Origin of the sequence: Microcella indica (genome assembly GCF_013414345.1) — a bacterium.
Lineage (GTDB): Bacteria > Actinomycetota > Actinomycetes > Actinomycetales > Microbacteriaceae > Microcella > Microcella indica.
Genome location: NZ_CP058670.1, coordinates 2,411,299 through 2,434,854, shown reverse-complemented (window position 1 = coordinate 2,434,854; position 23,556 = coordinate 2,411,299). Strand labels below are relative to the sequence as shown.

Sequence of the window (23,556 nt, the reverse complement as noted above, 5' to 3'; positions counted from 1 at the left end):
CGTTGCGCAAGATGCCAATCCGGGTACTGTGGACCCGTGCCCTCCCTCACCCCCCGCCGATTGGCAGCCCAACTGGGCGACTGGCGGCCCAGCAACGGAGACCCGCTGTACGCGGCGCTCGCCGACCGCATCCGCCTGCTCATCCTCGACGGGCGCATCACCCTCGGCGCACGACTGCCCGCCGAGCGGCAGCTCGCCCAGCACGAAGACCTCAGCCGCACGACCGTCGCCGGCGCGTACGCCCGCCTGCGCGAGCTCGGGTTCCTCCAGAGCGTGCGCGGGTCAGGCAGCGTCGCCCGCCTGCCCGACGGGCCGGGCATCCCCGAACCGACCGCGACGACCGCGGGCCTCCTCGAATTCTCCAAGGCGACCCTCACGGCGATCCCCCTCGTCGCCGACGCCGCCCGCGACGCCGCCGCGATGCTGCCGCAGCACCTCGGTCTCGCCGGCTTCGACCTCTACGGCCTCACCGAGCTGCGGCAGGAGATCGCCGACCGCTACACGCGGCGCGGCCTGCCCACGACCGTCGACGAGGTCATGGTCACCCTCGGCGCCCAGCACGCGATCTCACTCGTCGCCCGCACGCTCGTCGCGCGCGGCGACCGCGTGCTCGTCGAATCGCCCAGCTACCCGCACGCACTCGAAGCCTTCCAGCAGGTCGGCGCCCGACTCGTGACCGTGCCCGTCACGACAGAGAGCGGCTGGTACGACGAGGCCCTCGAGCAGGTCTTCCCCCGCACAGCCCCCGCGCTCGCGTACCTCATGCCCGACTTCCACAACCCCACGACGCGCACGATGCCCGCGGCCCAGCGCGCGCGGGTCGTCGCCCTCGCCGAGCGCCATGGCACGACGATCGTCGCCGACGAGACCATGAGCGACCTCGGCTTCGACACCGATGCGCCCCCGCCGCTCGGCGTGCACGGCACCGTCATCACGATCGGCTCCGTCGGCAAGAGCGTGTGGGGCGGCATCCGCCTCGGCTGGATCCGCGCCGAGCGCTCCACCATCACGCGTCTCGCCCTCGCCCGCACGTCGAACGACCTCGGCAACCCCACCCTTGAGCAGCTCATGCTCCTGCGGCTCCTGCAGCAGTACGACCGGGTGCTCGACTCCCGCCGCGAGCAGCTGCGCGCCGGCCACGCACTGCTCACCGGCCTGCTGCGCGAGCGGTTCCCGACCTGGCGCGTGCCCGAGGTGGCCGGCGGCCTCACCCTGTGGGTCAACATTGGCACCCCGCTCGCCTCGCAGCTCGCCCTCGCCGCACGCACGCACGGCGTGCTCATCGGGGCGGGCCCGCGCTTCGGCCTCGACGGCGCCTTCGAGCGATACCTGCGCCTGCCGTTCTGCTACCCCGAACCCGATACGCGCGCCGCCATCGACGGGCTCGAGCGGGCGTGGCACGACATCGCCGCGCACGAGCCTTCCCGACCCGTCGACGATCTGCTCGATACCGTCGTGTAGCGCGGGCCGAGCATCCCGCGCTCTGATACGGCTGGTGCATACCTGCCGCATGGGGAATGCCCAGTAATGTCTGGGATGCTCACCCTTGCCCGCGCGTCCCCGCACGTGCGCCACCCCTGCCCCCACGCCGCATGACGGCACACACTGCATCGGAGACCCACGTGCACCTGCTCTCGGTGTTCAGCCTGCGCAACCGCGCGCTCATCGCCCTCGTCACGATCGTCGTCGGTGTGTTCGGCGGCATCGCGCTCACGAGCCTCAAGCAAGAGCTCATCCCCTCGGTGAGCTTCCCGCAGGTCATCGTCATCACGCAGTACCCCGGGGCGGCGCCCGAAGTCGTCGAGGAAGACGTCTCGACGCCCATCGAGACCGCCATCCAAGGCGTGCCCGGGCTCGAGAGCTCCAACGCCTCCTCGAGCACCGGGTTCTCGCTCGTCAGCGCGAGTTTCGAGTTCGGCACCGACATCACGCGCGCCGAGCAGCGGGTTCAGCTCGCCGTCAACCGGATGCAGCTGCCCGCCGACGTCGACCCGCGCGTGCTCACCGGATCCATCGACGACCTGCCCGTCATCCAGATCGCCGTCACGAGCGATCTCGAGCCCGGCGAGCTCGCGGAAGCGCTCGAGACGCAGGCCGTGCCCGACCTCACCCAGCTCGAGGGGGTGCGCGAAGTCTCCGTGACCGGCGCCATCGGCGACCGCGTCACCATCACCGCCGACGACGCGGCACTCGCCGCCGCCGGGCTCCTCCGCAGCGACATCGTCGACGCTCTCGACGAGTACGGCGTGCTGCTGCCCGCCGGCACGATTACCGAGGACGGCCAGACCCTCGCCGTGCTTACCGGCGACCGCGTCGAATCGCTCGACGAGCTCGCCTCGCTGCCGCTCCTCGACGCGACGACCGACGACGTCACGACGATCGACGACGTCGCCGACCTCGCCGTCGTCGGCGACCCCATCCAGGGCTACTCGCGCGTCAACGGCGAGCCCTCCCTCACGCTCGCCGTCACGAAGACGCCCGACGGCAACACCGTCGAGGTCTCGCAGCTCGTGCAAGACGCTCTGCCTGCCCTCGCGACCGCGATCGGCTCAGGCACCGCCTTCACGGTCGTCTTCGACCAGGCGCCGTTCATCGAGAGCTCGATCGAAGCGCTCGCGATCGAGGGCTCGCTCGGCCTCGTCTTCGCCGTCGTCATCATCCTGCTCTTCCTGCTGTCGGTGCGCTCGACTCTCGTCATCGCGATCTCGATCCCCACGTCGATCCTGCTCACCTTCATCGGCATGCAGGCCTCCGGTTACAGCCTCAACATCCTCACCCTCGGCGCCATCACAATCTCCATCGGGCGCGTCGTCGACGACTCGATCGTCGTCGTCGAGAACATCAAGCGGCACCTCGCCCTCGGCGAGGAGAAGATGCAGGCGATCCTGCTCGGCGTCAAGGAGGTCGCGACGGCAGTCACGGCCGCGACCGTGACGACGATCGCCGTGTTCCTGCCGCTCGCGCTCGTCGGCGACATCACGGGCGAGCTGTTTAGGCCGTTCGCGCTCACGACCGCGATCGCCCTCGGCGCCTCGCTCTTCGTCTCGCTCACGATCGTGCCCGTGCTCTGCTACTGGTTCCTGCGCCCGCCGCAGGTCGGCTCGCACGCCGCGGCGATGTCGTTTGAGGAGGAGTCGGCGAGCCCGACGCGCCTGCAGAAGAGCTACCTACCGATCCTGCGCTGGACCCTGCGTCGCCCCGTCGCGACGATCCTGCTGTCGCTCCTCATCCTCGGCGGCACGGCGGGGCTCGCGACGAACCTCAAGACCAACTTCATCGGCGAGTCCGGCCAGAACACCCTCACGGTCACCCAGACGCTCGAGAACGGCACGAGCCTTGAGCAGCTCGACCAGGCCGCGATGGTCGTCGAGGACGAACTCATCGACGTCGAGGGCATCGAGACCGTGCAGGTCGCGATCGGCTCGGGCGACGGTTCGGTGCTCTCCCTCTTCGGCGGCGGCGGCGACATCACCTACTCGATCACGACGGACGAGGACGCCGATCAGACGGCGATCCAGGAGCGGGTGCGCGACGCGATCGCCGACCTCGACGGCGTCGGCGAGATCGCCCTCCAAGCGGCGGGCGCAGGCTTCGCCTCCTCGACGATCGACGTCGACATCAGCGCCGCGAGCGAGAGCGACCTGCAGGAGGCCGCGACCGCGATCCTCGACGCCGTCACCGAGCTCGACGTCACGGCAGAGGCGAGCAGCAACCTCGCCGCCACGCAGCCGTACCTCGCGATCGAGGTCGACCGGGAGCGCGCAGCCGAGCTCGGGCTCAGCGAGGTCGCCGTGGGCGGCATCGTCGCGCAGGCGATGTTCCCCGCCTCCGTCGGCTCCGTCATCATCGACGAGAAGACGCTCTCGATCTACCTCCCCAACGAGAACGCCCCGACCACGGTCGAGGAGCTGCGCGACTTCGAGCTGCCCACCGCGCTCGGGCCGCAGCCGCTCAGCGAGCTCGCCTCCGTCGAGGAGTCGTTCGGCCCTGCGACGATCACGACCATCCGCGGCATCCGCAGCGCGACCGTGAGCATCACGCCCGCGATCGACGACATCGGCTCCGCTTCGATCGCGATCCAGGAGGCCGTCGACGGCACGACACTGCCCGACAGTGCCCGCGCCACGCTCGGCGGCGTGACCGCGCAGCAGGCCGACGCCTTCAGCCAGCTCGGCCTCGCCCTCCTCGCCGCGATCCTCATCGTCTACGTCGTCATGGTCGCCACGTTCAAGAGCCTGCGCCAGCCGCTGCTGCTGCTCGTGTCGATCCCCTTCGCCGCGACCGGCGCGATCGCCCTCCAGCTCATCGCCGACATCCCGCTCGGTGTGCCTTCGCTCATCGGCGTGCTCATGCTCATCGGCATCGTCGTGACGAACGCGATCGTGCTCATCGACCTCGTGAACCAGTTCCGCGAGCGCGGCATGAAGGTCGGCGAGGCCGTCATCGAGGGCTCGTCGCGACGCCTGCGCCCGATTCTCATGACGGCGGCGGCGACGATCTTCGCGCTCGTGCCGCTCGGCCTCGGCCTCACCGGCAGCGGCGGGTTCATCTCGCAGCCGCTCGCGATCGTCGTCATCGGCGGTCTCGTCTCCTCGACGATCCTCACCCTCGTCGTGCTGCCGGCGCTGTACTACCTCGTCGAAGGAGCCAAGGAGCGCCGCGAGGCGCGCGCGGCCGAGCTCGAGGGCCGCACCGCCTAGCGTCGAGGCTTCTCGACGAGGCGCGCAGGGCGTTCGGCAGCTCGACTGCAGGGGTGCGACCGCCTCCACCGGGTAGCGTGGCGGTACCCGACCCCACTGCGAGCACCCGAGGCCACCGCATGAACGCGTCCCGACTCAACCCTGCACGGTTCCTGCGCGGGCAGCCCGTCGAGCTCGCCCCGTACCGCATCGGCTGGCTCGCCCGCCTCATGTACGGCACCATCTTCGAGATCCTCGTGATCACGGTCATCATCGCCAACGCCGTGGCGCTCGCGATTCTGACCTTCGATGGCGTTCCGGAAGGCGTGCGGGAGGTCGCGCGCAGCTTCGACGGCATCGCCGTCGTCTTCTACGCCGTGGAAGTGCTCCTGCGCATCATCTCCTACGGCTCGAAGCCGTGGATGTTCTTCCGCTCCGGCTGGAACGTCTTCGACTTCCTCATCGTCGTCTCCGTGCCGCTCGTCGACGGCAATGCCGTCATCTTCCGCCTCATCCGGCTGTTCCGCCTCATCCGGCTGTTCCGCTTCCTGCCCGAAGTGCGCATCCTGAGCGTCTCGATCCTCAAGAGCGTCGCACCGCTCGTGAGCATCTCCGTCCTCATCGGGTTCCTACTCTTCCTCTACGCGATGGCGGGTGTCTACCTCTTCGGCGATGACGACCCGCAGCAGTGGGGCGACCTCGGCGCCGCGATGGTGACGCTCGTGGTGCTGCTCACGCTCGAGAACTTCCCCGACGCGTTCATGGGCGGCATCGGGGTGACACCATTCGCGCTCGTGTACTTCCTCACGTACATGTTCTTCATCGTGTTCACGGTGCTCAACGTCCTCATCGGCATCGTGCTCAACGCCATGGATCAAGCCCGCGAAGAGGAGGTCGCGCACCAGCGCGACGAAGCGCGCGCGCACGCGCGAGACAATCCGGACCCCGAGCTCGACCCGTTGCAGACCGAACTGGAGGAGCTCGAGTCCGTGCACGAGGCGCGCGCCGAGCGCATCGCCCGGCTCCGGGCGGAGCTCAGCGCCCTCCGACGCGAGCAGTAGTGCTGGCGCGTCACCCCAGGTCGCGCGCCATGCACACGCTCGTCGCGCTGCCCACGTACGGCCCGAACGCGGGAATGCGCTCGTACCCGCGCCGGGCATAGAACCGCAGGGCGGCATCGCTTAGGGTGCCGGTCTCCAGACGCAGGGTGCGGATGCTGCACTCGCGCGCGGCCTGCTCGAGGGCATCCAGTAGCAGGTCGGCGACGCCCCGACCGCGTGCCGCATCGTCCACGAACAGGCGCTTGAGCTCGCCCATGCCGGCTTCCTGCTCGACGAGCGCGACCATGCCGAGCGCGGCCCCGGAGTCGTCACGGGCGACGAGCACGGTCGTGCCCGGTGCCGCGAGATGCTCGACCGGCAGCAGGAAGCACTCCTCGGCGCTGTAGAGACCGCGCGCGAACGCCTCACCAGCGCGCAGCATCGCCTCGACCTCCGGCTGGCGGGGGTCCTCCGGGCGCACGGTCGTGGCGAGGGGCGCCGTGGTCATGGCGGGTTCAGGATCATGGTGCGCTCAGAATACCGACGCGCCGGTCTGCGGGGGTGTTCAGGGTCGTCCGGTACTGTGAGGGGTCGGCTTGAGACGGGCGAAGACCTTCGCCACAGAACGTGTGCGTCTCCAGGGCCGGTACATCCCCGCCGATCGGCGGTGCGATGACACCTCGAGTTGTGACGGCCCCAGTCGAAGACTGCCTGGGATAGCGGCGCGTGAGCGCGCCGACGATGCTTCTTGCACTATCCGAAAGACGAACAGCCATGCCTCAGAACAAGAAGGCGCGCCCCGGGCGCGCCAGCACCTCCGCCCGCGGCGCCTCGGGAGCCGGACGTTCCGGCGGCCGCGCCGCCGCCGCGAGCGGTTCGCGCAGCCCCGGTCACCGCGGCTACCGCCCCGAGGAGGCCGACGCGCCCGCGAAGAAGGCGCGCTGGAGCCGTGAGGAGCGCGTCGACCGCGGCCACGCGCCGGAGCGCTCGCGCGGCGACCGCGAGGTGCGCGGCGAGCGTGCGGCGCGCGGCGGCCGCGACGACGCCGGTCGTCCTGCTCGCGACGATCGCGGGCGCCCGGCTCGCGCATCGCGCGACGACGCTGGTCGGCCCGCTCGCGACGACCGCGGCCACCCCGGCCGCCCCGCACGCGATGACCGCGTCGGACGCCCGTCCCGCGGCCAGGACGTGTCGGTGCAGCGCACGGGCACGGGCCGCACGGCGCACCGCCCCGAGTGGCGCCCGCAGAAGGATGCTGCCAACGAGCGGCCCGCGCGCCGGTTCGGTCGCGACACGCGTCCGCAGGACCGACAGTTGGACGACCGCGGCGGCGAGTCGCGCGGCACGCGCCGCGACGGCGGCCGAGGTGTCGGCGCAGCGGACACCCGTCGTCGGGATGACCGCCCCGCCCGCGCACCCCGCACCGAGAACCGCGCGCCCCGCTCCGAGAACCGCGATGCGGGCTTCTACCCGAGCAAGCCCGCCGCCGGACCGGTCAACGACGTCGTGCTCGAGCGTCTCGCGGCCGACGCCGTGCAGGCTCGCGACGTCGAGGGCGTGACCTTCACCGATCTCGGCCTCGGCGGCAACATCACGCGCACGCTCGAGGACCTCGGGGCCGTGACGCCGTTCCCCATCCAGGCGGCGACGATTCCCGACGTGCTCGCGGGCAAGGATGTGCTCGGCCGCGGTCGCACCGGCAGCGGCAAGACGATCGCCTTCGGGGCGCCCCTCGTCGAGCGGCTCATGGAGAACGGCGGCGGCAAGAACCGCAAGGAGGGCCGCGCCCCGCGCGCCCTCATCCTCGCGCCGACGCGCGAGCTCGCCCTGCAAATCGACCGCACCGTGCAGCCCATCGCCCGCAGCGTGGGCCTCTTCACGACGCAGATCTACGGCGGCGTGCCCCAGGCTCGCCAGGTCGGCGCGCTGCGCCGAGGTGTCGACATCATCATCGGCACGCCCGGCCGCATCGAAGACCTCGTCGAGCAGGGGCGGCTCGACCTGAGCCGCATCGAGATCGTCGTCCTCGACGAGGCCGACCACATGTGCGAGCTGGGCTTCCTCGAACCCGTGCAGCGCATCATCCGCCGCACGCGCACCGGCAACCAGAAGCTCCTGTTCTCGGCGACCCTCGACTCGGGCGTCGCGAGCCTCGTCACGGAGTTCCTGTCGAGCCCGAGCGTCTACGAGGTCGCGGGGGAGGACCAGGAGTCGTCGACGATCGACCACCGCGTGCTGCTCGTCGAGCAGCGCGAGAAGCGCGCCGTCATCGAGCAGCTCTCCGCCGGCCCGGGCAAGACGCTCGTCTTCGCGCGCACCCGAGCCTTCGCCGAGGAGCTCGCCGATCAGCTCGACGACGCGGGGATCCCCGCCGTGAGCCTGCACGGTGATCTCAACCAGGCGCGGCGCAGCCGCAACCTCGAGAAGCTCACGAGCGGCCGGGTGAGCGTGCTCGTGGCCACGGATGTCGCGGCCCGGGGCATCCACGTCGATGACATCTCGCTCGTCATCCAGGCCGACGCGCCCGACGAGTACAAGGCGTACCTGCACCGCTCGGGCCGCACGGGCCGCGCGGGCAAGGTCGGCACGGTCGTGACGCTCGTCACGCGCCAGCGCCGTCGTCGGCTCGACGAGCTGCTGGGACGCGCCGAGATCGACGCCGTCGTGCACGAGGTGCGCGCCGGCGACGCCCTGCTCGACGAGCTCGCCGCGCTGTAGCCGCGCTCACACCGCGCTCGGCACGGTGCCCGGGTCACGGTCGGTGGGGTGCAGCGTCAACGAGTGTGCTCGGTAATGGCAACTGTGCGCGTGCGCCCGAGCACAGTTGCCACTCAACGGCACAGTCGCGCTGGGGCGCGGGGGCACAGTCGCGCTGGGGCACAGCCGCGCGGGCGCGGGACGCGGTGCGGGATGCTCGGCTCAGGCGAGTGAGAGCATCGCGCTCGCCGCGAGCGCCAGCACGAGCCCGACCCACTGCAGCCGCGCGATGCGCTCACGCAGCACGACCGCGGCGAGCAGGATCGTGCCGGCCGGGTAGAGCGCGGTGAGCACCGAGACGACGGTGAGATCGCCGAGCCGCAGCCCGATGAGCACGATCGCGTTGGCGGCGGCGTCGAGCACTCCGCACCCGACGGCGAGCCAGAACCCGGCGCGCCACCCGCCGCGCAGGGCCGACGCACTCGCGCGCAGCAGAGTGGTGGCGGGAGGCGCGGTGCCGGGCGACGGTGCCGGTCGAGCCTCAGCGGGCCCGGCACCGACCGGCTCGCCGAGGGCGTGCGGGGCGCCGTGGGTTCCTTCGAGGATCGCGAGCGGAGCATCCCGAGCGGAGACGTGGCGCCGCCCCGCGATGACGGCCAGCACGACGATGACCGTGATCATGAGGGTCGCGTTGACGACGCGGTTGGCGACGAGCGGCACGAGCCCCGAGTCGTCGGGGGTCTGGTCGATGAGGATGTAGAAGGCGCCGATGAGGGCTCCCGACCCGGTCGCCATGAGCAGGCCGCGCAGGCTCGGCCGCACCGCGCCCTTCTCGGGGACGAAGCCGACGAGCACGACGGCGATGAGGGCGAGGCCGAGTGCGGGGTAGGCGATCGCGCCGAGCCGTTCGCCGGTGACGAGGCCCCACGTCATGGGCACGATCGCCGAGATCACGGCGGTGAGGGGCGAGAGGATGCTCATGGGCCCGATCGCGAGGCACGCGTACAGCAGGGCGATCGCCCCTGCACCGGTCACGCCCGAGAGTGCGCCCCAGAACAGAGCCTCGCGGCTCCACTCCCCACCGACGACGACCGCGGCGACGGCGAGCAGCACGACGCCGGAGAGTGCCGCGAGGGCGGTGACGCGCAGTGCCGAGATGCGCCGGGAGGCGAGACCGCCGAGGAAGTCGGCGGCGCCGTAGACGAGCGCACCGGCGAGGCCGAGTACCACTGTGAGCACGCGTGCACCTCCCGCAGTCGTCCGGCCCGTCGACGATTCTCGCACCCCGGGGGAATGCCTCGGTGCACGCGCCTGTTGAGGCGTGAGGGGCGAACGTCATGTTCGCGCGCGAGACGTGCGACTCTCGTAGCCTTGAGCTCCGCGGGTATGCGGCCTGTGCAGCGCGCAGCCTCCGCCCCCTACAGACTTCCACCGCCGACCCACCGAGGAGAGACCATCATGGCTCGCATCTACCAGGACATCACCGAGGCGTTCGGCAACACGCCCCTCGTCGCCCTCAACGCCGTTACCGACGGTGCGGAGGCGACCGTGCTCGCCAAGCTCGAGTTCTACAACCCCTCGGCGAGCGTCAAAGACCGCCTGGGCGTCGCGATCGTCGAGGCCGCCGAGAAGAGCGGAGAGCTCACGAAGGGCGGCACGATCGTCGAGGGCACGAGCGGCAACACGGGCATCGCCCTCGCGATGATCGGCGCGGCGCGCGGCTACCACGTCATCCTCACGATGCCCGAGACGATGAGCGAGGAGCGCAAGATGCTGCTCAAGGCGTACGGCGCCGAACTCGTCCTCACCCCCGGCTCGGAGGGCATGAAGGGTGCCGTATCGAAGGCGGCCGAGATCGTCGCCAACACCCCAGGGGCCGTGCTCGCGAAGCAGTTCGAGAACGAGGCGAACGCCGAGGTGCACCGCCGCACCACCGGCCCCGAGGTGTGGAACGACACCGACGGCGCGGTCGACATCTTCGTCTCCGGCATCGGCACGGGCGGCACGCTCACGGGCACCGGCCAGTTCCTCAAGGAGAACAAGCCCGGCGTGAAGATCGTCGGCGTCGAGCCGGAGGAGAGCCCCATCCTCAATGGCGGCGACCCCGGCCCGCACAAGATCGCCGGCATCGGCGCCAACTTCATCCCTGCGGTTCTCGACCGCGAGATCTACGACGAGATCATCGACGTCAACATCGGCCAGTCGGTGGCGATGGCGCGTCGCCTCGCCGCCGAAGAGGGCATCCTCGCCGGCATCTCGTCCGGCGCGACCGCGTACGCCGCGATCGAGCTTGCGAAGCGCCCCGAGAACGCCGGGAAGACGATCGTGGTGATACTCGCGAGCTACGGCGAGCGGTACCTCTCGAGCGTCCTGTACGAGGACCTGCGCTCCTAGATGCCGCTGCGGGAGGACATCGCGACGGCGCGACTTCGCGACCCGGCGGCGCGCAGCGGCCTCGAGGTCTTCCTGACCTCGGCGGGCCTGCACGCCATCTGGTGGCACCGCATCGCGCACCGGCTGTGGCGCTGGCGGCTACGGCTGCTCGCGCGCATGGTCGCGCAAGCGGCGCGCGCGTGGACGGGCGTCGAGATCCACCCGGCGGCGACGATCGGCCGACGCTTCTTCATCGACCACGGCATGGGCGTCGTGATCGGGGAGACGGCCGAGATCGGCGACGACGTCATGCTCTACCACGGCGTGACCCTCGGCGGCCGCACGCAGTCGACGGGTAAGCGCCACCCGACGGTGCAGGACGGCGTGCTCATCGGCGCGAACGCGACGGTGCTCGGGCCGGTCACGATCGGTGCCCGCTCGCAGGTGGGCGCGCTCGCGCTCGTGACGAAGGACGTGCCGCCCAACTCGGTCGCGACGGGCATTCCCGCGACCTCGCGGCCGCTCGACCGAGGCGCTGGCTCGGGCGCGGGGCCCGACGGCTTCTTCATCGACCCGGCCATCCACATCTAGCCATCCACACGTGGCGGGCGCACGGCGGATACGTCGGCGGCCGCGACTAGCCTGGGCGGGTGAGCATCGCGACCCGAACCCCCCAGCAGGTGCTCGAGACGGTCTTCGGCTACCCCGCCTTCCGCGGCGACCAGCAGCAGATCATCGACCACGTCGTCGGCGGCGGCGACGCCCTCGTGCTCATGCCCACGGGCGGCGGCAAGAGCCTCTGCTACCAGATTCCGGCTCTCGTGCGCGAGGGCGTCGGCGTCGTCATCTCGCCCCTCATCGCCCTCATGAAGGACCAGGTGGATGCTCTCGCCGCCGTCGGCGCGCGCGCCGAGTTCCTCAACTCCACGCAATCGCCTGACGAGCGGCGCCGTGTCGAGCAGGCTCTGCTCGCGGGCGAGGTGGATCTGCTCTACCTCGCGCCCGAGCGCGTGACCGTACCCGCCACGGGGCAGCTGCTCGACCGCCTGAACGTCGCACTGTTCGCAATCGACGAGGCGCACTGCGTGTCGCAGTGGGGGCACGACTTTCGGCCCGACTACCTTGCACTGTCGATGCTGCACGAGCGGTGGCCGAGCATCCCGCGCATCGCCCTGACGGCGACGGCGACGCAGGCGACCGCCGATGAGATCGTCGCGCGGCTCGACCTGGGGGCGGCACGACGCTTCACGGCGAGCTTCGACCGGCCGAACATCCAGTACCGCATCGAGGGCAAGAACCAGCCCGTGCAGCAGCTGCTGCAGCTGATCCGCTCGGAGCACCCGGGCGACGCGGGCATCGTGTACTGCCTCTCGCGCGCGAGCGTGGAGAAGACGGCGACGGCGCTCGCCGAGCAGGGCATCCCAGCCCTTCCATACCACGCGGGGCTCGACGCCCGCGTGCGGGCCGACCACCAGTCGCGGTTCCTGCGCGAGGAGGGCATCGTCATGGTCGCGACGATCGCCTTCGGCATGGGCATCGACAAGCCCGACGTGCGCTTCGTCGCCCACCTCGACCTGCCGAAAAGCGTCGAGGGCTACTACCAGGAGACGGGGCGTGCCGGGCGCGACGGCCTGCCGTCGACGGCGTGGCTCGCCTACGGCCTGCAGGATGTCGTGCAGCAGCGCCAGATGATCGACCGCAACGAGGGTGACGCCGCGCACAAGCGCCGGCAGTCGCAACTGCTCGACGCGATGCTCGCACTGTGCGAGACGGTCGAGTGCCGGCGCGTGCAGCTGCTCGCGTACTTCGGGCAGTCGCTGGGGGTTGAGCGCTGCGGCAACTGCGACACGTGCCTCGCACCGCCGGAGAGCTGGGATGGCACCGTGCCGGCGCAGAAGCTGCTCTCGACCGTCGTTCGGCTCGACCGCGAGCGTCGGCAGCGCTATGGCGCGGGGCAGCTCATCGACATCCTCACCGGCAAGCGCACGCCGCGCGTCGAGCAGCTGGGGCACGACTCGCTCTCGACGTTCGGCATCGGGGACGACCTGAGCGATCAAGAGTGGCGCGGCGTCGTGCGGCAGCTGCTGGCCCAGGGGCTGCTCGCGGTGCACGGCGACGGCTACGGCACGCTCGTCATCACCGAGGCGAGCGCCGCCGTGCTGAAGGGCGAGCGGGAGGTGCGGCTGCGCCGCGAGCCGAAGCGCGCGCCTCGCTCGTCGCGCCGCTCGGCGCCCGCCGATCTGCCGAGCGAAGCGGCCCCGCTGTTCGAGCGCTTGCGTGCCTGGCGCGCCGCGACGGCGCGCGAGCTGGGCGCGCCCGCGTACATCGTGTTCGGCGACGCGACCCTGCGCGGCATCGCCCTCACCGAGCCGGCTTCGCTCGGAGAGCTCGGGGAGATCAGCGGCGTGGGAGCGAAGAAGCTCGAGCAGTACGGCGAGGCCGTGCTCGCGATCGTGCGCGGCGAGGAGCCCGCACCCGCCGCCGCTCAGGCTGCTGTTGCTCAGGCGAGTGACGCCGAGGGTGCGGCGCACGGGCCCGTGAGTTCGGCGCAGCCTGAGCCGGGCATCCCGTTCTTCGACGAGCCGCCTCCCGATGACGAGCCGCCGCCCGAGTACTACTAGAGGCGGACTCTACGCTTCGGCCGCGCCCTGCTGCGCCTGCTGCTCGGCGAGCTGCTTGCGCACGTCGTCCATATCGAGGTCCTTCACCGCCGTGATGACCTGCTCGAGCGCGGGCGCGGGCAGCGCTCCGGGCTGCGCGAAGACGAGCACGCCGTCGCGGAACGCCATGAGTGTGGGGATGGAGCGGATGTTGGCGGCCGACGCGATCGCCTGCTCGGCCTCCGTGTCCACCTTCCCGAACGTCACATCCGGGTGCGTCTCGCTCGCCTGCTCGTAGACGGGAGCGAACTGGCGGCACGGCCCGCACCACTCGGCCCAGAAGTCGACGAGGGTGATCCCCTCGGCGGTGACGGTCTGCTCGAAGTCTGCTGTGGTCAGGTTCACGGTAGGCATCACCCCATTGTGCCAGAAGAGCGCTATACCCCATAGGGTATTCGCGCAGAGCGAAGCGGCGTCGATTAGAGAGGTTCCGCACAGGGCGAACGCTCAGCAATGTGCGAGAGTCCACAATCGGGGGCGGGATGCCCGGGCCGGCGTTCGTCGCCTGCTCACCATGAACTGCTGCTCGTGCGTCAGCCGCCCTACCGTCGAATCATGGCCACTCGTGAATCCTCCGTTCGTGAACCGCGCACCGGCGACGCTCCCGTCGCCGAGCACACCGAACCCGCCCAGCCCGCCCCCGCTGCTCCCGTCTCCGCGCAAAGAGTCGAAGAGGAGAAGACGGAGGGGTCGGCGCCGCAGCTCGACGTCGCCGCGCTCGGCGAGCAGCTCATGGGCCGGTGGGCGGAGAGCCGCCGCGCCTCGCGCGAGCTCATGCGCCGGGAGGAGTTCCACCGCATCCCGACCGACGACATGGACGCTCAGCGTGAGCGCGTTCTCGGCCAGCTCGGCCTGCTCGTCGACCAGGGTTCCGTGCACCGCGCGTTCCCGAAGGAGTTCGGAGGCGAGGACGACCACGGCGGGTTCATCGCGAGCTTCGAAGAACTGCTGCTCGGCGACCCGAGCATGCAGATCAAGTCGGGCGTGCAGTGGGGCCTCTACGCCTCGGCCATCCTGCACCTCGGCACCCAGCCGCACCACCGGGCCTGGCTCCCCGACGCCCTCGACCTCTCGACGCCTGGCGCGTTCGCCATGACGGAGACCGGGCACGGCAGCGACGTCTCGGCGGTCGGCACGACGGCGACCTACGACGAGTCGAGCGATGAGTGGATCATCCACACGCCGTTCCGCGCCGCGTGGAAGGACTACCTCGGCAACGCGGCCCTGCACGGCCGCGCCGCCGTGGTCTTCGCCCAGCTCATCACCCGCGGCGTCAACCACGGCGTGCACGCGTTCTACGTTCCGCTGCGCGACGAGAGCGGCACCTTCCTGCCCGGGATCGGTGGCGAGGATGACGGTCTCAAGGGTGGCCTGAACGGCATCGACAACGGCCGCCTGCACTTCACGCAGGTGCGCGTGCCCCGCACGAACCTGCTCAACCGCTACGGCTCGGTCGACGAGAACGGTGTGTACACCTCGCCCATCACGAGCCCGGGGCGCCGCTTCTTCACGATGCTCGGCACGCTCGTGCAGGGCCGCGTGTCGCTCGACGGCGCGTGCGTCGTGGCGAGCAAGCTCGCGACGACCATCGCGGTGCGCTACGGCTCGGAGCGTCGCCAGTTCGACGACGGCGACGACAACGAGGTCGTGCTGCTGGACTACCAGCGGCACCAGCGCCGCCTGCTGCCGCGTCTTGCGCAGACCTACGCGATGTCGTTCGCGCACGAGGTCTTCCTCGAGAAGTTCGACGGCGTGTTCTCGGGTCGCACCGACACCGACAGCGACCGGGAGGACCTCGAGACGCTCGCGGCGGCGCTCAAGCCGTTGAGCACGTGGGCGGCGCTCGACATCATCCAGGAGGCGCGTGAGGCCTGCGGCGGCCAGGGCTTCCTCGCCGCCAACCGCCTCACGCAGCTGCGCGCCGACCTCGACATCTACGCGACCTTCGAGGGCGACAACAATGTGCTGCTGCAGCTCGTGGCCAAGCGCCTGCTGACCGACTACTCGCGCACCTTCGCGAAGGCCGATGCTGGCGTCATGGCGCACTACGTCGCCGACCAGGTCAACGAGGCCGTCGTGCACCGCTCGGGGCTGCGTCGCCTCGTGCAGTCGGTGGCCGACTTCGGCTCGACGGCTCGATCGGTGGGCTACGTGCGCGACACGGCGTCGCAGCGGCAGCTGCTGACCGACCGGGTCGAGACGATGGTGGCTGAGCTCGCGGGCAAGCTGCGCAGTGCATCCAAGCTGCCGAAGAAGGACGCCGCGGCGCTCTTCAACCGCCACCAGAACGCGCTCATCGAGACGGCGAAGGCGCACGGCGAGCTGCTGCAGTGGGAGGCGTTCACGGAGGCGCTCGCCCGCGTCGAGCACGAGGGCAACCGCCAAGTCCTCACGTGGCTGCGCGACCTGTTCGGCCTGGGGCTCATCGAGAAGAACCTCGCCTGGTACGTCATCCACGGCCGGTTGAGCGACCACCGCGCGCAAGCGATCACCGACTACATCGACGACCGGCTGCTGCCGCGCCTGCGCCCGCACGCTCTCGAGCTGACGGACGCGTTCGAGCTGCGCGACGAGCACATTCGCGCTGACATCGCGACGGGCGAGGAGCGGGCTCGGCAGGAGGAGGCGCGCGAGTACTACGCCTCGCTGCGAGCACGCGGTCTCGCGCCGATCGACGAGAAGGATCTGCTCGCGGCGAAGAAGAAGCGCGCCGGCTAGTGTCGCGGCACTAGCGCTTCGCGGCCTTCGAGACGGCGTCAGAGCTCTCCATGCGGTTGCTCGCGGCCTTCTTGTCGGCCTTGGCGACGCGCTTCTCCTTGAGCGTCTTCGATGCTGCGGTCTTGGCGGTGTTCTTGCGTGCGGACTTCTCGCCCATGTGCTCGCTCGTCTCGTGTCGGGAGCCTCGATGACTCCGTCGTGCTGAGCGTACGCCCTCGCGCGATGCACGAGTGGCGGAGTAGCCAGCGCGCATGACTCCCGCTGCGCGATCGACCGCCGCTTGGACACTCGTGGCGATCCAGTTCGCCCTGCTCGCGGTGCTCGTGGTCGTGCCGCCCGGGTCGCTGTGGGTGCGGGACGGCGTGACGTTCCTCGTGGGCGGGGCGCTCGTCGTCGTCGGCCTCGTGATCGCGGTCATCGCCGGCGTCGGCCTCGGGCGCGCCCTCACGCCGAGCCCCGTGCCGCGCGCCGAGGCGGAGCTCGTCACGACGGGTGCCTTCGTGCTCACCCGGCACCCCATCTACTCGGGGCTGCTCGTGCTCGGCGCGGGTCTCGCCGTCATCGGGGCGTCACCGTGGCACCTCGGCGCGTGGGCCGCGCTGCTCATCACGCTCATGGTGAAGTCGCGGTTCGAGGAGCGCCTGCTGCTCGAGCGCTACGAGGCGTACGCGCAGTACGCCGCGCGCGTGGGGCGTTTGGTACCGGGCGTGGGGCGCATCCGGTAGAAGGGATGCGCGCCGCACGCCCGAGCGATGAGGCTGCGGCGGTCTAGAGGGCGCCGAGGGCGGCGAGCTTGTCGCGCACGGCGGCGTCGCTCGGCTCCACCTGGTGGCTGCCGTCGGTGAAGTGCACGACGGGGATGTTCATGCGCCCGCTGATGGCCTGCGCCTGCGCGGCCGCCTCGGCGGAGGCTTCGACGTCGATCTTCGTCCACTCGACGCCGAGGTCGTTGAGCAGGGCCTCGGTGCGGCGGCAGTCGCGGCACCAGTCGGCGCCGTACATGGTCACGCGGTCGGGAGCAGTCGTGTCAGTCATGTGCGGGTCAACAGCGTCTGGTGCCGTTCTGTTCCCGCCACGCGTGCGCGCCTTCGCGCCAACCCCGGCCGCGCGGGGCTCGCCGGCTCTAGCCTGGCGGCATGAGCACGAGTGCAGACCTCGCCCCGGGCATCCCGACATCGTCCCTGCTGGGGCCGTTCGCCGAGCCGTCGGCGACCGCCGCGCACTTCGCGGCGCGCCTCGCCGTCGAGACCGACCCGAGCGACGTGGCGGCGGCGATCGAGGCGGGCGAGCGGGTGCAGCTCGTGGATGTTCGGGGCCGGGCCGCCTGGAACCAGGGCCACGCCGCGAGCGCCGTGCACATTCCCCGCGCCGAGCTGCTCGACCGGCTCGACGAGCTCGACCCCGCCCTGCCCATCGTCGTCATGTGCTGGGGGCCGGCCTGCAACGGCGGCGCGAAAGCCGCCCACGCCCTCGCGAGTGCGGGCTGGCCGGTCAAGGAGCTGCTCGGCGGCTTCGAGTACTGGGCGCGCGAAGGACTGCCCGTCGAGTCGGCGGAGGGGCACGTGCACCGCGCGGTCGACCCGCTCACGGCGCCGGTGCCGGCCGCCGCAGCGGCGGTGGAGGGGATCCGCTGCGACTGCTGAGCCGCCTCTGCTGAGCGCGTGGCCGCGCGGGCTACAGTGCCGTCATGACCCTCAGCGACGTCGCGATCCCGCAGCCGGGCGACCGGCGTGCGGGTGAGCTGCGCGGGGTGCTCGGCGTTCCCGACGGCGAGGGCCCGTTCGTGCCGCTCGTCGTGCTGCACGAGGCCTTCGGCGTCGACGACGCGATGCGCGACCATCTCGAGCGCCTCACGCGCCTCGGCTACCTGGTGCTCATGCCCGACCTGTACAGCCGCGGCGGCGCCCGGCGGTGCCTGATCGCCACGTTTCGAGCGCTGAGACGCGGCACGGGTGCAGCGTTCGACGACATCGAGTCGGCCCGGGCGATGCTGCGGGCGCGCGCCGACACGACCGAGCACGTGGGGGTGGTGGGGTTCTGCATGGGCGGCGGCTTCGCCCTGCTGCTCGCGGGTCGCGGGGGCTTCGGCGCAGCATCCGTGAACTACGGGATGCTCCCGGCCGACCTCGACGACACGCTCGACGGTGCATGCCCCATCGTCGGCACTTTCGGTGGACGTGACCGCACTCTGCGCGGCGCCGCCCAGAAGCTGGATGCCGCCCTCACCGACCGCGGCATCGAGCACGACGTGGTGGAGTACCCGGGTGTCGGGCACGCGTTCCTCAACGAGCGACCGACAGGCCCGGCGCTCCTGCGCGTCATGTTGCGGCCCATCATGGGGCCCGGCCAGGGGCCGGCCGAGGCGGAGGACGCGTGGCAGCGCATCGACGCGTTCTTCCGGCGCACCCTCGCGTAGGGGCTGGGCTCAGCCGATGGCGCGCTGCACGAGCTCGGTGATCGCCTTCTGCTCGGCGGGGCCCAGCGAGGTGACGGCGAACGACGCCGGCCACATGGCGCCGTCGTCGAGCTGGGCCGTGTCGTTGAATCCGAGGGTCGTGTAGCGGGTGTCGAACTTGCTGGCCGGCTGTACGAAGCACAGCACTTTGCCGTCGAGCGCGTAGGCGGGCATGCCGTACCAGGTGCGCGGGGCGAGCTGCGGGGCCGCCTCGGTGATGACGACGTGCAGGCGCTCGGCGAGGGAGCGATCGGCGTCGTCGGGCAGCTTCGCGATCGCGTCGAGCAGGTCCTGCAGCTCGGCGGCCGCCTTCGCGGCGCCCTTCGTGCGACCCTTCTGCGCGCGCAGCTCTTCGGCGCGCTCCTTCATGGCGGCGCGCTCCTCGGCGGTGAAGCCGTCGGTGCTGGTGGATGCTCGGCTCTCGCTGCTCATGCGACCCAGGGTAGACCTGCTGGCGTATTGCAGCGCTAGTGCGTTACTCCGTAATGGTCGGCTGAAAGTAGTCGAAGATTCCTTGCGGAATCGGCTCGTCGAACCGGAGGGTGACCCGCACTACGGGGATCGGCTTTCCGTCCTTGTCGAGCATGTCGGTCTGGAAGTGCTGGTCAGCTCGTGCTCGGCCGAGATAGAAGAAGTCAGTCCCATCGCTGTCGTCCTTCTTGGCGAAGACGTCGATCGTCACCGCGTTGTTCACGATGGCCTTGACCTCTGCGCTCTCTAGCGTGCGGCGACTTCGCGTGAACCACGTGAGCGTCCTTGTATCTAGCAGCTCATCCTCGTATTGGGTGCTCGCGATCACGTCATCGGCCTTGTGGTAGGTGATGAAGATGGGGCACGTTTTCGTGGCCGAGTCGACCTTGTAACCGAAGATCGTGCCTTGCATGTTCGACCGCCAGCGGAGAAGTCGGGAAGCGTCCTTCCGCGAGTACTGACGGCCAATCGCGAATGGTGCGGAGCCGCCGTACTTTCGAGGGATGACCGAGAGGGCAGTCCAGAGCAGGTCGTTGACTTCGTTCGCGAAGTCTTGACTTGTGGCGATCGCCTCTCGGAACTCGTCGCTCAAGCGGTACATTCCGCCTGCGTCTTCACGAACGAGTGGGTCTCCGTAGCGTGTTCCTTCGGCTTCGGTGAGGAACTCGAAGGTGAGGGTACGAAGGGCGCTGAGGGTCAGGCTGCGATCCGACTCCTGTTCCGGATCCGCGATGGCCGTTTCGAGGTCCAACAGAGATACGGGTGTGCCGCCTAGGAGCTGTAAGAGGATTTCCGCTTCCGCCGGTCTCTTGGCCGCGAGCACTTCGTTCCCGAGGAAGTCCAGTGATTTCCCCTGGCGGCTCGTGATCGAGTTCTCTAGCTTGAGCGTTCTTCTCAGTAGTTCCGGGAAGTGGCGATAGCTTGTCGCGAGCACCACCGGATCAGTGGAGTCTGATTCGGCAAAGTCCATGAGTCGCGGAGTTCGGCCGAGTCGTGATCGCATCGCTTCAATCGCCGGCTTCAAGAGAGCAGCGCTGTTGAGCTTTGTTACCGCCACCGAATCGAGAACTCGCTTCTGAGCAATCTTGTCGAAGCGGATACTGGAGATGTTCGCGAGCACTCCGCGTTCTTCTGCCTCGATGAGTCTCCGGCGCAACGACTCCTTGTCTTGGGAGTGATCCCCGAACAGCGCGATCGGTATCAGGTAGTTATTGGCGTAGTTGCCGATGAAGTCAATGACGACCGTGTATTCCTTCACCGAGTGTTTCCGTAGTCCTCGACCCAGCTGCTGAACGAAGACGATGGCGGACTTCGTCTGTCGCAGCATGACGACCTGATTGACCGAAGGGATGTCCACGCCCTCGTTGAAGATGTCAACTGTGAGGATGTAGTCGATCTCTCCTCGGTCGAGTTGGGTAACGATTTCCAGTCGGCTCTCGACAGAGTCCATCCCGGAAAGTGCCACGGTCTTGAGTGGCCGGCCGTGAAGGGTGAGCTCGTTCAGTTGGGACGAAAGTTCGCGAGCTTCCTCGACCCGGCTGCAGAAGATCAGCCCCTTCGGAGGGGTTCCGACCTGCCCGTAGAGCTCCAGATTCTTCACGATGTGTTCCGCACGCAGTCGTGATGTCAGCCGTTCAACGCTGGTGGCGTCATCCGTTGTCGTGCCGTCTTCGAACTCGACATCTGCAATGCCGTAGTAGTGGAAGGGCGCCAACATGTCGGCCTCGAGTGCCGCTTGAAGGCGGATCTCGTAGGCGACGTTGTAGTCGAAGAGCTCGAAGACGTCGGACTCGTCTGAGCGTTCCGGCGTCGCGGTGAGCCCGATGGTGAACTCCGGCGTGAGGTGGTCCATCACCCGCCGGTACGTCGGAGCCCCGATGTGGTGCGACTCATCGACGACCACGTAGGCGAACTCATCCGGCCGCACGTGGTTCAAGACGTCGGGCTGAGAGAGGCTCTGAATCGTCGCGAAGACGAAACGCTTGCCGGATTCTTTCGTTCCGCCCGCGAGCTTGCCGACATCTTTGTCGTCGAGACCCAGAATCGTTCGAAACTCTTCGATCGCTCGATCCAGGATCTGCTCACGATGAACGATGAAGAGGAAGCGTGGCGGATCGACGAGGCCAACATGGAATGCCGCGAGGGCAGTCTTGCCGGTGCCGGTTGCGGAAATCACGAGGACGCGGCGAGCTCCCTTGCTACGCATCTTTTCGATTGCGGCGAGCGCTTCGCGTTGCATGGCGTTCGGGGTGAAGTGCGGCTCAAGCGCGAGCGGTGGCGTGGTTTCGTTCGATGGAGGTGCCTCGCGGGCCTTCCAGACGGTGGTCGGTCTGGGACGCGCCGCGTACTCCTCAATCCAGTCGCTCGACAGGTCAAGAGAGTTCTGCAGCTGCTCGATCTCCAATGCCTCCAGCTGGCGAGAGAGGTTGCTCTGCGGCAGGCCAGAGACCTTGATGTTCCACTCCAGGTTGGCAACCAGCGCTGACTCCGTGAGGTTTGCGCTTCCGAACAGCGCGATAGAGCGATCCGGACGGTGGAAGATGTAGCCCTTTGCGTGGAACGCGGCGCTCTTGTGGATGCGTGCCGAGACCCCGATCTTCTCAAGCGCCTTGAGCTCCTTGAACACACCGGGAGTGTTGAAGCCCAAGTAGTCAGAGGTCACGATCGTTCCTGTGCCGTCGAAGTCCACCAGCTCCTGCTTGAGCAGCGCGAGCGCTCTCGGGGTGACGAAGGCCACGGAGAAGAGGAACCGTTCGGCCTGCTTTAGTTCTCGACGCAGAACGCGCAAGACCGATGAGTTCTCGTTGTTGAGAACAACTTCAGGGTTGAGGTTGTGCGGGATGAGTGAGGACTCAAGCAGGTATCCGAATTCGGTTTCTCGGCCGAGTGGGGATCTCCAGAACTCGGTGGGGTCCTCAGGCACCTCGGGCTCGCAACGTCTCTACCGCAGGTATGTCGGCAGGAGCCCAATCCAGTTTCTGTAGTTCTCCCATCGGCAGCCAAGTCTCTTCAGCGTGCTCATTGGACCGTGGCTCTCCTGACACCAGCTCGCACAAGTAGGTGGCGAGAGTGATGACGGCGAAGTCGTACTCGTGCGTGGTTGTCTCGACAGGCTCGATGATGGAGATGTCGCAGCCCAGCTCCTCATCGATCTCTCGGACCAAGGCTTGTTCAAAGGACTCACCGGCCTCAACTTTTCCACCAGGAAACTCCCACAAGCCCGGCAAGGTTCCGTTGAGCCCGCGACGAGCGCAGTACACGAGCTCGTCGCGAACAATCACGGCGCCGACCACGGTGAAGTGCTTCTTCATGAGCTCACTTTCGTCGTCGCGTGTCTCAGTCTCGACGATAGGAGTGACATCGCGTTTCACGGTGGAGGACGCTCATGTTCGCCAATAACTAGTTGACCCTCGAGTTGTCCCGGCCGGCGCGCCGTTCATAGCCGCACGACACCTTTGGCGACGACTCGTTGAGGCCCTGAGTCGCGTTAACTCACGCTAGATGTTGCCACGATCGCTCAGGCGTCTAGCCGTGAGTGAGGAGGGTGCACATTCCTCAGTAGATCATTCAGGTCGATAGAGAGAGCCTTTGCGAGGAGGACCACCTTGAAGATGCCAGGTTCAGTCACTCGGCCGTCCTCTATAGCCCGCAGAGAAGAGAGCTTGACGCCCGATTGCACGGCTAGATCCTCCTGTGTGAGGCCCCGACCTTTCCGTGCCTGCCTCAGAGTTTGGGCTATCTTGATCGACTCGTCGCGCCACTCACTGTTCTCTCTTGAGCGGCGACCAGGCATCGCGACAACATAGCAATAATTTAGCGCTAAAAAAATAGCAGCAAGCTACGGTTTGCGCGTAGTATGAGTGTCAGATGACGCTCCGAGTTGAATCAGAACAACCCCAGAATGAAACTTCTGGAACGCTTCGTCACCCCGGACTGCAGGGCGGTGCGTCCAAACAGCCATCGATCGATGCTGATATAAACTCTTGATGTTTTGCTCGGCCTCTGGGCCGGCTCGGAGGATACCGTGCGATCAGTACTTGACAACCCCGCTTCAGCCAACGACGTCGAGGAAGCCTCCGTTGATGACTTCACCACCGGTCTCGTTGCAGCGCTTGCAGAGATTGGAGTGTCAGTCGTCAACATCCGGGGCCGGGTGTTCTACGAAGCTGTGGTGACCGCGTTCGAGATATTTAGGGAGCTTGCCGCGTCGGCAAACGTCGAGCCTAGGTTCGCGTTGAGAGTGAATCGTGTGTACGGAGACTCGCCTGCGGTTCGCGACGCCCTTACTCGGGCAGTACAGCGTGACCTCATCAGCCTGGACAATCCCGAGTACGTTGACATGCGACTCAAGCTTTCAAGGTCGGATGCCGAGCCGTACCTGAGTAAGCTTCCAGGAACGCCAGATCTCTACCGCGCATCTGCTGCGAAATTCCTGGCGTCATATCCCGCGTACTCATGATCTG

General features: G+C 68.7%; 21 protein-coding genes. 12 read left to right on the top strand and 9 right to left on the bottom strand.

The annotated features are described in order from the left end of the window. Positions 1-36 precede the first annotated feature (36 nt). From yczR to HUJ41_RS11840, 3 genes are all read left to right on the top strand, one after another. Positions 37-1,461: a MocR-like transcription factor YczR gene (gene yczR, locus HUJ41_RS11850; protein ID WP_179872709.1), complete on the top strand. Its 1,425-nt coding sequence runs from the start codon at positions 37-39 to the stop codon at positions 1,459-1,461. A gap of 131 nt (positions 1,462-1,592) precedes the next feature. Then, positions 1,593-4,700, top strand: coding sequence for an efflux RND transporter permease subunit (locus tag HUJ41_RS11845; protein ID WP_224744486.1), 3,108 nt, complete (start codon positions 1,593-1,595; stop codon positions 4,698-4,700). Positions 4,701-4,819: 119 nt separating this feature from the next. Further along, positions 4,820-5,740, top strand: a complete 921-nt coding sequence (locus HUJ41_RS11840; protein ID WP_179872708.1) for an ion transporter — start codon at positions 4,820-4,822, stop codon at positions 5,738-5,740. A 10-nt stretch (positions 5,741-5,750) separates the two neighbouring features. Here HUJ41_RS11840 and HUJ41_RS11835 read toward each other — a convergent pair whose 3' ends face one another. Further along, complete coding sequence (locus HUJ41_RS11835) at positions 5,751-6,227, bottom strand: GNAT family N-acetyltransferase (protein ID WP_179872707.1); 477 nt, start codon at positions 6,225-6,227, stop codon at positions 5,751-5,753. A gap of 266 nt (positions 6,228-6,493) precedes the next feature. Here HUJ41_RS11835 and HUJ41_RS11830 point away from each other — a divergent pair, with 266 nt between their 5' ends. Then, the gene (locus HUJ41_RS11830) at positions 6,494-8,437 is read left to right on the top strand and encodes a DEAD/DEAH box helicase (protein ID WP_179872706.1); all 1,944 of its coding nucleotides are present in this window, start codon (positions 6,494-6,496) and stop codon (positions 8,435-8,437) included. Positions 8,438-8,638: 201 nt separating this feature from the next. Here HUJ41_RS11830 and HUJ41_RS11825 read toward each other — a convergent pair whose 3' ends face one another. Further along, complete coding sequence (locus HUJ41_RS11825) at positions 8,639-9,655, bottom strand: EamA family transporter (RefSeq protein WP_246299244.1); 1,017 nt, start codon at positions 9,653-9,655, stop codon at positions 8,639-8,641. A 219-nt stretch (positions 9,656-9,874) separates the two neighbouring features. Here HUJ41_RS11825 and cysK point away from each other — a divergent pair, with 219 nt between their 5' ends. The 3 genes from cysK to recQ are packed head-to-tail and all read left to right on the top strand — an operon-like array spanning position 9,875 to position 13,410. Further along, positions 9,875-10,810, top strand: coding sequence for a cysteine synthase A (gene cysK / locus HUJ41_RS11820; RefSeq protein WP_179872705.1), 936 nt, complete (start codon positions 9,875-9,877; stop codon positions 10,808-10,810). Continuing rightward, positions 10,811-11,380, top strand: a complete 570-nt coding sequence (gene epsC, locus HUJ41_RS11815; protein WP_179872704.1) for a serine O-acetyltransferase EpsC — start codon at positions 10,811-10,813, stop codon at positions 11,378-11,380. It begins immediately after the preceding gene. Between the two features lie 59 nt (positions 11,381-11,439). After that, a complete protein-coding gene (gene recQ, locus HUJ41_RS11810; protein ID WP_179872703.1) occupies positions 11,440-13,410 on the top strand; it encodes a DNA helicase RecQ in 1,971 nt (656 codons plus the stop codon). A gap of 9 nt (positions 13,411-13,419) precedes the next feature. Here recQ and trxA read toward each other — a convergent pair whose 3' ends face one another. Beyond that, the gene (trxA, locus tag HUJ41_RS11805; RefSeq protein WP_179872702.1) at positions 13,420-13,803 is read right to left on the bottom strand and encodes a thioredoxin; all 384 of its coding nucleotides are present in this window, start codon (positions 13,801-13,803) and stop codon (positions 13,420-13,422) included. Between the two features lie 201 nt (positions 13,804-14,004). Here trxA and HUJ41_RS11800 point away from each other — a divergent pair, with 201 nt between their 5' ends. Next, positions 14,005-16,167 carry an acyl-CoA dehydrogenase family protein gene (locus HUJ41_RS11800; protein ID WP_179872701.1) on the top strand — a complete coding sequence of 721 codons (2,163 nt, stop codon included), beginning with the start codon at positions 14,005-14,007 and terminating at the stop codon, positions 16,165-16,167. A gap of 10 nt (positions 16,168-16,177) precedes the next feature. On the opposite strand, the gene HUJ41_RS11795 is transcribed toward HUJ41_RS11800, so the two are convergent. Then, the gene (locus tag HUJ41_RS11795; RefSeq protein ID WP_179872700.1) at positions 16,178-16,324 is read right to left on the bottom strand and encodes a hypothetical protein; all 147 of its coding nucleotides are present in this window, start codon (positions 16,322-16,324) and stop codon (positions 16,178-16,180) included. Positions 16,325-16,418: 94 nt separating this feature from the next. Between HUJ41_RS11795 and HUJ41_RS11790 the strand changes: the two genes are divergently transcribed. Next, positions 16,419-16,892, top strand: a complete 474-nt coding sequence (locus tag HUJ41_RS11790) for a methyltransferase family protein (RefSeq protein ID WP_179872699.1) — start codon at positions 16,419-16,421, stop codon at positions 16,890-16,892. Between the two features lie 43 nt (positions 16,893-16,935). Here the strand turns inward: HUJ41_RS11790 and HUJ41_RS11785 are convergent, their stop codons facing one another. Continuing rightward, positions 16,936-17,202 (bottom strand): glutaredoxin family protein, encoded by a 267-nt coding sequence (locus HUJ41_RS11785; RefSeq protein WP_179872698.1) that lies wholly within the window; start codon positions 17,200-17,202, stop codon positions 16,936-16,938. 101 nt (positions 17,203-17,303) lie between these two features. On the opposite strand from HUJ41_RS11785, the gene HUJ41_RS11780 reads away from it, so the two are divergent. Together HUJ41_RS11780 and HUJ41_RS11775 are read left to right on the top strand one after the other, a co-directional pair. After that, positions 17,304-17,810: a rhodanese-like domain-containing protein gene (locus HUJ41_RS11780; RefSeq protein ID WP_179872697.1), complete on the top strand. Its 507-nt coding sequence runs from the start codon at positions 17,304-17,306 to the stop codon at positions 17,808-17,810. A gap of 44 nt (positions 17,811-17,854) precedes the next feature. After that, positions 17,855-18,583 carry a dienelactone hydrolase family protein gene (locus HUJ41_RS11775; RefSeq protein WP_179872696.1) on the top strand — a complete coding sequence of 243 codons (729 nt, stop codon included), beginning with the start codon at positions 17,855-17,857 and terminating at the stop codon, positions 18,581-18,583. 9 nt (positions 18,584-18,592) lie between these two features. On the opposite strand, the gene HUJ41_RS11770 is transcribed toward HUJ41_RS11775, so the two are convergent. The 4 genes from HUJ41_RS11770 to HUJ41_RS12960 all read right to left on the bottom strand — a co-directional run bounded on the left by HUJ41_RS11770 (position 18,593) and on the right by HUJ41_RS12960 (position 22,886). Then, a complete protein-coding gene (locus HUJ41_RS11770; RefSeq protein WP_179872695.1) occupies positions 18,593-19,054 on the bottom strand; it encodes an iron chaperone in 462 nt (153 codons plus the stop codon). A 43-nt stretch (positions 19,055-19,097) separates the two neighbouring features. Beyond that, complete coding sequence (locus tag HUJ41_RS11765) at positions 19,098-22,016, bottom strand: DUF3427 domain-containing protein (protein WP_179872694.1); 2,919 nt, start codon at positions 22,014-22,016, stop codon at positions 19,098-19,100. Then, positions 22,009-22,404, bottom strand: a complete 396-nt coding sequence (locus HUJ41_RS11760) for a (deoxy)nucleoside triphosphate pyrophosphohydrolase (protein ID WP_179872693.1) — start codon at positions 22,402-22,404, stop codon at positions 22,009-22,011. Before HUJ41_RS11760 ends, HUJ41_RS11765 begins: the two co-directional genes overlap by 8 nt. A gap of 206 nt (positions 22,405-22,610) precedes the next feature. Continuing rightward, the gene (locus tag HUJ41_RS12960) at positions 22,611-22,886 is read right to left on the bottom strand and encodes a helix-turn-helix domain-containing protein (RefSeq protein ID WP_179872692.1); all 276 of its coding nucleotides are present in this window, start codon (positions 22,884-22,886) and stop codon (positions 22,611-22,613) included. Between the two features lie 231 nt (positions 22,887-23,117). On the opposite strand from HUJ41_RS12960, the gene HUJ41_RS11750 reads away from it, so the two are divergent. Then, a complete protein-coding gene (locus tag HUJ41_RS11750; protein ID WP_179872691.1) occupies positions 23,118-23,552 on the top strand; it encodes a hypothetical protein in 435 nt (144 codons plus the stop codon). Positions 23,553-23,556: the final 4 nt, after the last annotated feature.